Origin of the sequence: Pseudomonas sp. GM24 (assembly GCF_000282235.1) — a bacterium.
Taxonomy (GTDB): Bacteria; Pseudomonadota; Gammaproteobacteria; order Pseudomonadales; family Pseudomonadaceae; genus Aquipseudomonas.
The window spans coordinates 1-11,067 of record NZ_AKJR01000013.1 but is presented as its reverse complement, the minus strand read 5'-3'; the positions used below and the strand labels follow the sequence as shown (position 1 = coordinate 11,067).

10 protein-coding genes are annotated in these 11,067 nt (G+C 59.4%); 6 read left to right on the top strand and 4 right to left on the bottom strand.

Annotated features, from left to right (window positions below; genetic code table 11):
• Nucleotides 1-241 precede the first annotated feature (241 nt).
• Complete coding sequence (locus tag PMI23_RS01245) at nucleotides 242-796, top strand: RNA polymerase factor sigma-70 (protein ID WP_007908696.1); 555 nt, start codon at nucleotides 242-244, stop codon at nucleotides 794-796.
• A gap of 108 nt (nucleotides 797-904) precedes the next feature.
• On the opposite strand, the gene PMI23_RS01240 is transcribed toward PMI23_RS01245, so the two are convergent.
• From PMI23_RS01240 to PMI23_RS01225, 4 genes are all read right to left on the bottom strand, one after another.
• On the bottom strand, nucleotides 905-1,918 hold the full coding sequence (locus tag PMI23_RS01240) for a GNAT family N-acetyltransferase (RefSeq protein ID WP_007908695.1): 1,014 nt from the start codon (nucleotides 1,916-1,918) through the stop codon (nucleotides 905-907).
• A 140-nt stretch (nucleotides 1,919-2,058) separates the two neighbouring features.
• Complete coding sequence (locus PMI23_RS01235; protein WP_007908694.1) at nucleotides 2,059-2,895, bottom strand: hypothetical protein; 837 nt, start codon at nucleotides 2,893-2,895, stop codon at nucleotides 2,059-2,061.
• Nucleotides 2,896-3,032: 137 nt separating this feature from the next.
• Nucleotides 3,033-3,827: a substrate-binding periplasmic protein gene (locus PMI23_RS01230; protein WP_007908693.1), complete on the bottom strand. Its 795-nt coding sequence runs from the start codon at nucleotides 3,825-3,827 to the stop codon at nucleotides 3,033-3,035.
• Nucleotides 3,828-3,919: 92 nt separating this feature from the next.
• Nucleotides 3,920-4,543 carry a TetR/AcrR family transcriptional regulator gene (locus PMI23_RS01225; RefSeq protein WP_007908692.1) on the bottom strand — a complete coding sequence of 208 codons (624 nt, stop codon included), beginning with the start codon at nucleotides 4,541-4,543 and terminating at the stop codon, nucleotides 3,920-3,922.
• 184 nt (nucleotides 4,544-4,727) lie between these two features.
• On the opposite strand from PMI23_RS01225, the gene PMI23_RS01220 reads away from it, so the two are divergent.
• Genes PMI23_RS01220 through PMI23_RS01200 form a run of 5 tightly spaced genes read left to right on the top strand, consistent with a single transcriptional unit; the run spans nucleotide 4,728 to nucleotide 10,996 of the window.
• Complete coding sequence (locus PMI23_RS01220; RefSeq protein ID WP_007908691.1) at nucleotides 4,728-6,512, top strand: acyclic terpene utilization AtuA family protein; 1,785 nt, start codon at nucleotides 4,728-4,730, stop codon at nucleotides 6,510-6,512.
• A 12-nt stretch (nucleotides 6,513-6,524) separates the two neighbouring features.
• Nucleotides 6,525-7,394, top strand: coding sequence for an SDR family oxidoreductase (locus PMI23_RS01215; RefSeq protein WP_007908689.1), 870 nt, complete (start codon nucleotides 6,525-6,527; stop codon nucleotides 7,392-7,394).
• A 3-nt stretch (nucleotides 7,395-7,397) separates the two neighbouring features.
• The gene (locus PMI23_RS01210) at nucleotides 7,398-9,014 is read left to right on the top strand and encodes an acyl-CoA carboxylase subunit beta (protein ID WP_007908687.1); all 1,617 of its coding nucleotides are present in this window, start codon (nucleotides 7,398-7,400) and stop codon (nucleotides 9,012-9,014) included.
• Nucleotides 9,015-9,044: 30 nt separating this feature from the next.
• On the top strand, nucleotides 9,045-10,202 hold the full coding sequence (gene atuD / locus PMI23_RS01205) for a citronellyl-CoA dehydrogenase (RefSeq protein ID WP_007908685.1): 1,158 nt from the start codon (nucleotides 9,045-9,047) through the stop codon (nucleotides 10,200-10,202).
• Entirely contained in the window at nucleotides 10,199-10,996 is a 798-nt protein-coding gene (locus PMI23_RS01200; protein ID WP_007908682.1) for an enoyl-CoA hydratase/isomerase family protein, read from the top strand. The genes atuD and PMI23_RS01200 overlap by 4 nt, the downstream gene beginning before the upstream one ends.
• Nucleotides 10,997-11,067 lie beyond the last annotated feature (71 nt).

The window sequence follows — 11,067 nt, the reverse complement described above, 5'->3', positions numbered from 1 at the left end:
CACCCGGAACCATTCACCAATGAGAACGGATGACGTCTTGAAATAATTAGTCGGCAGGCTGGATCGCCAATGGGGCCGGGGTGTGGCGGCGTGTCGCAGTTCTCACATCGCACCTTTGTGGCGCATTACTTCTCTTTCTCAATTGACAATCATTATCATTCAACATAATTTGTCGCTCGATGTGTAGGACGGCCTCGTCCCCAGGCGTCCCACTAACCTATTTGGCAGCAAGGTGATTTCCATGACGGAACAAGTATCCACAAGCAAGTGCGATTCACCGCTACTTCAGGCATTCGTCGACAATCGACTGATTCTGGTCAAGATTGCAGCCCGTATTACCGGCTGCCGGTCGCGCGCCGAAGATGTGGTGCAGGATGCGTTTTTCCGACTGCAATCGGCGCCACCAATCACGTCGTCGATCAAGGCGCAACTGAGCTATCTGTTCCAGATCGTGCGCAACCTGGCCATCGATCACTACCGCAAACAGGCGCTTGAGCAGAAGTACTCCGGCCCTGAAGAGGAAGGGCTGAACGTGGTTATTCAAGGTGCTTCGCCGGAAACCTCGCACATCAACTTCTCGACCCTGGAAAACATCGCCGACGCGCTGACCGAACTGCCCAGCCGCACGCGCTATGCATTCGAGATGTACCGCCTGCATGGCGTGCCGCAAAAGGACATCGCCAAGGAGCTCGGCGTTTCGCCAACCCTGGTCAACTTCATGATTCGTGATGCGCTGGTGCACTGCCGCAAGGTCTCGGGCAGCCGTCAGGATGCGGTGATTGCCGGTCGTCGTTAAGACCGCGTCGCCAGATAAAAAAGATCGCAGCCTTCGGCAGCTCTCACATGGAAATGCATTCCTCTGTAGGAGCTGCCGAAGGCTGCGATCTTTTGCTTTTAAATCACCTCAGGCCAATTTGCACCGATCAAAAAACCGCTCACGCCCCAGCATCATCAGCGCCGCGCGCTTGTGCGGAAAGTCGAACTCCTTCTCACAGTGGAAACACTGATTCTGCATGTGGCCGATCATCTTCGCGTTGTCGGCCCGAGGCTCAGCGACCACACGCTGAGTGCGCGGATCATCGAGAAACAGGTAATGCACCAGCGCCGATAGCCAGCTCGCCACTTTGTGCGGGCCACGGTGATCCTCCTCGCCGACCAGCATGTGAATGCCGCGATCGTAATTGTCGGCATCGTAGAACGGCGCAATGCGGTCTTCCTTGGCCCAGTAGGCTTCGAAATAGGCAAACGGCTGATCATCGAAACAGCCGATCAAGGTCAGCGTGTGCGGATCGGCATCGAGCTTGCTCAGGTATTCGCGGTGCTTCTCGAGGCTGCCCTCTTCCTGCCAGAAACTGGCAACGCGCGGACTGTTCTGCCAGCGGTTGAAACGCGGCAAATCCTCTTCGATCTCTACCGTGCGCAGGGAAATCCACGCGCCCAGACGGGCATCGAAACGCCGATACACTTCACCGCGCGGCTTCACCGGCCGCAGTGGATGGCGCTTGCATTGGCTGATGACCATTTGCTGCGGGTAGCTGCCGGTTAGCGATGTGCCGAGCCAAGGTTGCGGCAATTGCCAGAACAACGTGCGTTCGCAGCGGTATTCACCCGCCACGTCGGTGTTCACCAGCAAGCCACTGAGCAAGGCTTCGGTGGGTGGCTGATCGAGTTGCCAAGTCAATTGCTGGCACGCCGGATCCCGCGCGAACAGCCAGTAACAGGCCGCCCATAACGCCTGCCCGGGCGGCAGCGCAAAGCGCTCATCGATCTGGATCGGCCCCTTGACCTCCCGATCAAGGCGCAGGCGGATCAGCGGTTGCCCGTCCAGGCTAAGGCTCAGACGGCTTTCAGTTGCATCAGCGATCAGTTGACTGCCCGAAGGCAAGGCCAGGGCAGTCAGGTCATTCAGATTGGACATGGGTCGGGCTCACGATAATCGTCGACAGTTAAATGCTGGAACGTGATCGCGCCCGGAAAATTTAGAGATCCCCACCAACAATCTAACGATGCTGTTTGCTGGCGGGGCTCTCTGAAGCTGGCAAACCCCATGTTCTCAAACTAAACAGACCTGACACAGATCCTTTTGATTGCGTAATCGTTTCCGCTGCCACTCGCCGTATGACTGATGATTGCCAACGTGCACTGCGAAGAATCCGCAGTAAACGTGCCCTCCAGTGATTCCCAAGTCATGGCTGGAAAATCCTTGGCTTCAGTGACGGTCTGGGTGCCTGCTGCAAGCGACAGACTCGGCACACTGGAGCTGGTGTTGGTTCGACGAACCTGTAGACCGAACTCATAACGCGTACCGGCTTCAAGGTTCGCGAAGTTTTTTTCCAGAATGATGCCAGCCGATGCGTTGGTGTACGTGCGGTTGTTGAGAACGTAGATGTCCTCGTCCTTGGCGACAACCAGATCTCCGGGGTCGATTGCAGCCGGGCCTTTTGTCCAGCCGTTCCAGGGCGCTTCTTCAGCGTCGGAGAAGGTCGTCAGATCCTCGAAGGGAACTCGCACTTTGAGGCTGATCGGAGGAAACAGCAGTGGGCAATCACAACCCGCGTTATTCAGGGCCAGCTGAAAAATAAGCATCAGTTGACTGTTGTGTTTCAGATCCTGCAGGTCATCCCACGCAATCGTTCTGCGCCAGCCCTCCTCAAATTCCTGCTGCGTCAATGGTTCAGCATCGGCGATGCGCAACATGATTGGCGAACCATCGCTTGTCTGACCACAGGCATGCAGCGTCGTCGGTTGCCCGAGCGCCATAAAGGGCCACCTCGACACTTCGACTGTAATGCCGGTCGAACCATCGGGTTTGTTCAAGGTGAGGACATTCTCGCTGGCTTGCTCTACGAATGGAGCAGGCACACAACGCAGTGAAATCGGGGATGGATTGGACATGGCAAATTCCTTTTTCTCAAGCCGCTCACAAAGAGCGGGTGTGGAAAGGAATCAAAACCTGAAGCCAATACGGCGTCTACTGTCAGATCTGACAGGGTCAGCCAGGTATCCGACCAACGGATGGGCATGACACGCCGTTACTTCGGCACCGGTACCACCGCAATCTTGTAAGGCTCGAAAATTTTCAGCATTTCACCGTTGTCGCGCAGCCCCTTAAGCAGCTTGCCAAACGCCGCACCGGTAATCGGCGCCGTCGGGCGAAGAATCGCGTAGTGGTGATAGACCTGATCGATACGTTGTGACACCAGCAACTCGTCGCGCACCTTCTCGTTACGCAGCAGGTAATCGAACAGATAGGAACGGGTCACCAAGGCGATATCGGCGCGACTACGAAGGACCATCAGCAGATTGCTGTCGTGGGAATAGGTCAGCGTGGCCTTGTAATTCTGTGCAAGAAATTTGGGGTCGGCGTTGAAGTTGGCGAATTCGTAGTGATAACCGCTGAACAGCGCGAGGCGCTTGCCGGTGAGGTCGGCAAAATAGTTCTGCTGACGACCGTCCTCGCGTTGCGCGACGAAAATCTCCGCATCCTCGAGGCCCATGTCGACATCCGTGTGCGGAATGTCTTTCCAGCCCCAATCAGGATTCTCGAAAATCGCCATGTCGATCCGGCCCTGCTTGAAATCACCGAAACGCCGGGGAATCGAGGTCGGCACGAGGACGAACTGATAGTCGCTTTGCAAACGATTGAGGGCCTCGACCAGTTGCGGCAGGAGGCCTGTGTCGGCACCGTTCTCCGGGCGAATGGTGTAAGGCGGAAAATGCGCCGCGCCGACCCGAACCAGTTGCGCTGCCTGAGCGGGCAAAACCCAAAATGCAGCCAGCGCTGCGAGCATCAAACCCGCGGCCGTCCGAATTGGCGAAGACTTCAAAACACCCCACTCCCCGAAAAAATACCGATCAATGCATTCAAGCTAGGCGGTTTCGCCAAGTTAGCCAGTTTCCCGGCCGGATAGAAAGTGCTTCAACGCGCTTCAAGGACCAGAATCAACGCCTCGTCGGCCAACTGATCGAGGCTCAAACTGCCGCCGGCACGGAACCATGTGGTCGTCCACGACAGTGCGCCGGTGAGGAAACGTCGGGTAATAAATACATCGCCACGAATAAATCCGGCGTCTTTGGCTTCACCCAGCACTTGCAGCCAGATGTCTTCGTAAACATCGCGCAACGCCAGCACTTTGGCCTGGCCCTCTTCGGACAGCGAGCGCCATTCGTAGACCAGCACCGCCATGGCTTCACCGCTGCCGCCCATGATCGACTGCAATTCGCAGCGGATCAGCGCCAGCACGCGCTCGCGCACATCAGCCGCATCGGCGAGTGCAGCACGCATCAACGCAGTGTTGTAGCGGATGGTTTCTTCCATCACCGCGCGGAGGATTTCATCCTTGCTTTTGAAGTGATGAAAAATGCTTCCCGACTGGATACCGACTGCGCCGGCCAGATCGCGCACTGTGGTGCGTTCATAGCCTTTGTTACGGAACAGGTGAGCGGCCACTTGCAGCAATTTGCCACGGGCGCTGTCGGGGTCGGTCAATTGGCCCTCGTCGACCAAATCACGCATGACCCTCAGGGCTTTTTGCTCGTCCACCCGTTCTCTCCTACAGTCGATCAGTCTGTTGCCCCCTGAAACCGCAGGGTTGCGCGCAATTTAAGCCGCCAGCGGCAACCAAGCAAGCGCTTGGGCAGAAGATAGTTTCAACTGTTTACAAACCAAGCGCTTGCTTGGTAGCCTCCAGACACTTCTGTCGCAGGTTGCTGAGTCGGAGATAAAAATGCCCACCACCGTTCGCATCGGATGCGCCAGTGCATTCTGGGGAGATACGTCCACCGCCGCCGCGCAGTTGGTGGAGGGCGGCAAGCTGGACTATCTGGTGTTCGACTACCTCGCCGAGATCACCATGTCGATCATGGCCGGCGCACGCATGAAGGATCCGCAGGCGGGGTTCGCCGGCGACTTCATCGAAGTGCTCACGCCTCTGTTGCCGCAGTTGGCCGAGCAGAACATCCGCGTCATCAGCAATGCCGGCGGGGTCAATCCACAAGCCTGCGCCGCCGCCCTGCAAGCGGCCTGCGACAAGGCCGGCGTCCTGCTGAAAATCGCCGTGTTACTCGGCGATGACCTGCAACCACAATTCAAACAACTCAGCGGCATCACCGAGATGTTCAGCGGCGCCCCGCTGCCGCCGATGTGCGTATCGACCAACGCCTACCTCGGCGCGCCGGGCATTGTCGAAGCCTTGCGCCTGGGCGCCGACATCGTCATCACCGGGCGCGTGGTTGACAGCGCCGTGGTCAGTGCGGCGCTGGTGCATGAATTCGGCTGGTCGTGGCACGACTACGACAAACTCGCCCAGGCCGCGCTGGCCGGGCACATCATCGAGTGCGGCGCGCAATGCACCGGCGGCAATTTCACCGATTGGCGCGAGGTGCCGGATTACGAGCATATCGGTTTCCCTATCGTCGAAGTCAGCGCCGACGGCCAATTCATCGTCAGCAAGCCTGAAGGCACTGGCGGCCTGGTCACACCACTGACCGTTGGCGAGCAGATGCTGTATGAAATCGGCGATCCGCAGGCGTATCTGTTGCCTGACGTGGTCTGCGATTTCACTCAGGTCAAACTTCAGCAACAAGGCAAAAACCTCGTTCATGTCCACGGCGCCAAAGGCCTGCCGCCGCCGGATAAATACAAGGTCAGCGCCACCTATCCGGATGGCTTTCGCTGTACCGCCAGTTGCCTGATCGCCGGCATCGATGCGGTGGATAAGGCACGACGCGTCAGTCAGGCGATCATCGACAAGACTTCGGAAATGTTCAGCCAGCGCGGCTGGGCGCCCTACAGCGAAATCAACATCGAACTGCTCGGCAGCGAAGCCACCTACGGCCCTCATGGCAAGCGCCGCGACAGCCGTGAAGTGGTGATCAAACTCGCCGTGCGCCACCCGCTGAAACAGGCACTGGTGCTGTTCTCCCGGGAAATCGCCCAGGCCGCCACCGGCATGGCACCGGGGCTGACCGGCATCGTCGGCGGACGGCCGACGGTGTATCCGTTGATCCGTCTGTTCTCCTTTCTGATCGAGAAAAGCGCTTGCTCGCTGCACATCGACATGGCCGGTGAACACTATCCATGCTCCCTGCCCTCACTGAGCGCGCTCGACAGCGAGAATTTACCTCTGCCCCATCAGCCGCCCAAACCACAGGGCCGCGCCGATGCCAGCGTGGCCTTGGTGAAACTGGCCGTGGCGCGCTCCGGTGACAAAGGCAATCACAGCAACATCGGCGTCATGCCGCGCAAACCCGAGTACCTAGCGTGGATCGCCGAAGCACTGACCCCAGCCGTTATCGTCGACTGGATGAGCCACGTGCTCGACCCGATCCACGGCCGGGTCGAGCGCTGGTATCTGCCCGGCACCCACAGTTTGAATTTTCTTTTGGAAAACGCGCTTGGCGGTGGTGGCGTGGCCAGTCTGCGCATCGACCCGCAAGGCAAAGCCTTCGCCCAGCAACTGTTGGAAATCCAGATCCCGGTGCCACAGAGCATCGCCGAACAGCTCGACTAGAGGAGGGTTTGCATGGCTTACGCGTCGATTTTCAACGCCGATCTGTTCAGCGGCCAGACCATCATCGTTACCGGCGGCGGCAGTGGCATCGGTCGCTGCACCGCGCATGAACTGGCAGCGCTCGGGGCCAATGTGCTGCTGGTCGGGCGCAAGCCGGAGAAGCTCGAAAAAGTCGCCACCGAAATCGCCGAGGACGGTGGCCGCGCATCCTGGAAGGCCTGCGATATACGCGATGAAGAAGCGGTGAAGCAATTGGTGAAAGAACTGATTGCCGAACACGGGCCGATCCATGGTCTGGTCAACAATGCCGGCGGCCAGTACCCGTCGCCCTTGGCCTCGATCAATCAGAAAGGTTTCGAAACCGTGTTGCGCACCAATCTGGTCGGCGGTTTCCTGATGGCTCGCGAAGTGTTCAACCAGTCGATGAGCAAACACGGCGGCAATATCGTCAACATGCTCGCCGACATGTGGGGTGGCATGCCCGGCATGGGCCACTCCGGCGCAGCGCGTTCGGGCATGGACAACTTCACCAAAACCGCCGCGTTCGAATGGGGTCATGCCGGCGTGCGGGTCAACGCGGTGGCGCCGGGCTGGATCGCCTCCAGCGGCATGGACACTTACGAAGGCGCGTTCAAAGCGGTGATTCCAACCCTGCGTGAACATGTACCGCTCAAGCGCATCGGCACCGAATCGGAAGTCAGCGCGGCGATTGTATTTCTGCTCAGCCCGGCGGCGGCGTTCATCAGTGGCAGCACCTTGAAAATCGATGGCGCAGCCAGCCTCGGCAGTCGTGCATGGCCGTTGCACAAGGCCACTCACAGCGAGTCGTTCAACGGGTTCCACCGGGCGTACCTTCCCGATGTCCTCAAGGACAAGGAGTAAGCCATGCCGCAGATTCAGTCCCGACTCGATCCGCACAGCGAGGCTTTCGCCCGCAACCGTGCGGCCATGCTTACGGCCATCGAACAAGTGCAGCAACTCGAACAGAACCTGCTGAACAAAGCCGCCGAAGCCAAAGCGAAATTCGACAAGCGCGGGCAACTGCTGCCGCGCGAGCGCCTGAACCTGTTGCTTGATCCCGGTGCGCCATTCCTCGAACTGGCCAGCCTCGCCGGCTACAAATTGCATGACGACAAGGATGGCAGTTCGGCCGGTGGCGGGCTGATCGCCGGTATCGGTTACGTCTGCGGCATCCGCGCGATGATCGTGGCGAACAACAGCGCGATCAAGGGCGGCACGATCTCGCCCAGCGGCCTGAAAAAATCCCTGCGCCTGCAACAGATCGCTCAGGAAAACAAACTGCCGGTGATCACCCTCGCCGAGAGCGGTGGCGCCAACCTCAATTACGCCGCCGAGATTTTCGTCGAAGGCGCGCGCAGTTTTGCCAATCAGGCGCGGATGTCAGCAATGGGCTTGCCGCAGATCACTGTGGTGCACGGCTCGGCGACGGCGGGCGGCGCCTATCAGCCGGGGCTGTCGGATTACGTGGTGGTGGTGCGCGGTAAGGCCAAGCTGTTTTTGGCCGGCCCGCCGTTGCTCAGAGCCGCCACCGGCGAAGTCGCCACCGATGAAGAACTGGGTGGTGCCGAGATGCACGCGCAAGTCGCTGGCACGGCTGAATACCTCGCGGAAAACGATGCCGATGGCGTGCGTCAGGTGCGTGAAATCCTCCGTATGCTGCCATGGAACGAGCAACTGCCGTGGCTGCCGGAGCCGCAATACAAAGAGCCGCTTTACCCGATCGATGAATTGCTCGGGCTGATCCCCGATGATCCGAAAAAGCCTTACGACGTGCGCGAAATCATCGCGCGCATCGCCGATGAATCCTGCTTCGTCGAATTCAAGGGCGAGTTCGATCAGCAAACCATCTGCGGCCAAGTGAAGATTCAGGGCCGCGCCTGCGGGTTCATTGGCAACAACGGCCCGATCACCCCGAACGGTGCAAGCAAAGCGGCGCAGTTCATCCAGTTGTGTGACCAGAGCCAGACCCCGCTGCTGTTTTTCCACAACACCACCGGCTTCATGGTCGGCACCGAATCCGAGCAGCAAGGCGTGATCAAACACGGCTCGAAACTGATTCAAGCGGTGGCCAATGCAAGGGTGCCTAAACTGACCATCGTCGTCGGCGGTTCCTACGGTGCCGGCAACTATGCGATGTGCGGCCGCGGCCTCGACCCGCGCTTCATCTTCGCCTGGCCGAACAGCCGCACGGCGGTGATGGGCGGTGCGCAGGCCGGCAAGGTGTTGCGCATCGTTACCGAAGCCAAACAGCTCAAGGACGGCTTGACGCCGGACCCGAAGATGCTCGACATGCTCGAACAGGTCACCGCGCAGAAACTCGACAGCCAGTCCACCGCGCTTTATGGCAGCGCCAACCTGTGGGACGACGGGCTGATCGATCCGCGCGACACGCGCACCCTGCTCGGTTATTTGCTCGATATCTGTCACGAAGCCGACATTCGCACGTTGCAACCCAACAGCTTCGGCGTCAGCCGGTTCTGACCGCCACGGATCTTACGGAGAACAATAACAATGATCTTCACCCCGGAACACGAAGCCCTGCGCCGTACCGTCCGCCAGTTCGTCGAGCACGAGATCAATCCGCACGTCGATGAATGGGAAAAGGCCGGACGCTTTCCCATTCACGAAATTTTCCGCAAGGCCGGCGACCTCGGTTTGCTCGGTATTTCCAAGCCGGAAAAATTCGGCGGCATGGGCCTCGACTACAGCTATTCGATTGTCGCTGCCGAAGAGTTCGGCACCATTCACTGCGGCGGCATTCCGATGTCGATCGGCGTGCAGACCGACATGTGCACCCCCGCCCTCGCCCGCTTCGGCTCTGATGAACTGCGCGAAGAGTTCCTGCGTCCGGCGATCACTGGTGAGCAGGTCGGCTGCATCGGTGTCTCTGAAGTCGGCGCCGGCTCCGACGTCGCCGGGCTGAAAACCACCGCGCGCAAGGACGGCGACGACTATGTGATCAACGGCAGCAAAATGTGGATCACCAACTCGCCGAGCGCCGATTTCATCTGCCTGCTGGCCAACACTTCGGACGACAAACCGCACATCAACAAGTCGCTGATCATGGTGCCGATGAACACGCCGGGGATCAGCCTCAGTTCGCACCTCGACAAACTCGGCATGCGCAGTTCGGAAACCGCACAGGTGTTTTTCGACAACGTACGCGTGCCCCAGCGCAATCGCATCGGCCATGAAGGCGCCGGGTTCATGATGCAGATGCTGCAGTTTCAGGAAGAACGTCTGTTCGGTGCGGCGAACATGATCAAGGGCCTGGAATATTGCGTCGACAGCACCATCGAGTACTGCAAGGAGCGCAAGACCTTCGGCAATGCGCTGATCGACAACCAGGTCATCCACTTCCGCCTCGCCGAATTGCAGACCGAAATCGAATGCCTGCGCGCGCTGGTCTATCAGGCGACCGAGCAATACGTGAAAGGTCAGGATGTGACACGGCTGGCGTCGATGGCCAAGCTCAAGGCCGGGCGCCTCGGCCGCGAAGTCAGCGACAGCTGTCTGCAATATTGGGGCGGCATGGGCTTCATGTGGGACAACCCGGTGGCCCGCGCCTACCGCGATGTGCGGCTGGTATCGATTGGCGGCGGCGCCGACGAAATCATGCTGGGGATCATCTGCAAACTGATGGGCATCCTGCCGGGGAAAAAGAAATGAGCAACCTGCCGCAATGTCAGACGCTGTTGCTGGAACTGCATGGCGGCGTGCTGCACATCACCCTCAATCGGCCGGACAGTCGCAATGCGATGAGCCTGCAGATGGTCAGCGAACTGCGCGCGGTGCTGGCGGCTGTGTGCGATGACCGCGCTGTTCGGGCACTGGTGCTCAGCGGGGCCGATGGGCATTTCTGTGCCGGCGGCGATATCAAGGACATGGCCAATGCACGCGCTCAGGGCGTCGAGGCTTACCGCGATTTGAATCGCGCGTTCGGTGCCTTGCTGGAGGAAGCACAGCACGCGCCGCAAGTGCTGATCACGGTGCTGCAAGGCGCGGTGCTTGGCGGCGGTTTCGGGCTGGCGTGTGTCAGTGATATCGCGATTGCCGACCATCAGGCGCAATTCGGCCTGCCGGAAACCAGCCTCGGCTTGCTGCCGGCGCAGATTGCGCCGTTTGTTGTGCAACGTATCGGCCTGACCGAAACCCGAAGATTGGCGCTGACGGCGGCGCGTTTCGATGGGCATCAGGCACGGCGTCTGGGGCTGGCGCACTTTGTCGAGCAGGATGCCCAAGCGCTGGCCGAGCGACTCGATGAAGTGTTGCAGCATGTGCTGTGTTGCGCGCCCGAGGCGAATGCGATGACCAAGAAATTGTTGTTGGCGAGTGCTGGGCAGCCGTCCAGGGAATTGCTTGATGAGGCCGCGCAGTGGTTTAGCGAAGCAGTGACTGGCGACGAAGGGATCGAGGGCACCATGGCTTTTGTGCAAAAGCGGAAACCGCGGTGGGCGACCTAAAAGCATCGCTGGCAAGCCAGCTCCCACAGGGGATTTGCGTCGCTCACAAAACCTGTGGGAGCTGGCTTGCC

Bases quoted from the DNA above. Each gene is read 5' to 3' on its own strand.
- PMI23_RS01245 (WP_007908696.1), top strand. From the start codon at position 242: ATGACGGAACAAGTATCCACAAGCAAGTGCGATTCACCGCTACTTCAG.
- PMI23_RS01240 (WP_007908695.1), bottom strand. From the start codon at position 1,918: ATGTCCAATCTGAATGACCTGACTGCCCTGGCCTTGCCTTCGGGCAGT.
- PMI23_RS01235 (WP_007908694.1), bottom strand. From the start codon at position 2,895: ATGTCCAATCCATCCCCGATTTCACTGCGTTGTGTGCCTGCTCCATTC.
- PMI23_RS01220 (WP_007908691.1), top strand. From the start codon at position 4,728: ATGCCCACCACCGTTCGCATCGGATGCGCCAGTGCATTCTGGGGAGAT.
- PMI23_RS01215 (WP_007908689.1), top strand. From the start codon at position 6,525: ATGGCTTACGCGTCGATTTTCAACGCCGATCTGTTCAGCGGCCAGACC.
- PMI23_RS01210 (WP_007908687.1), top strand. From the start codon at position 7,398: ATGCCGCAGATTCAGTCCCGACTCGATCCGCACAGCGAGGCTTTCGCC.
- atuD (WP_007908685.1), top strand. From the start codon at position 9,045: ATGATCTTCACCCCGGAACACGAAGCCCTGCGCCGTACCGTCCGCCAG.
- PMI23_RS01200 (WP_007908682.1), top strand. From the start codon at position 10,199: ATGAGCAACCTGCCGCAATGTCAGACGCTGTTGCTGGAACTGCATGGC.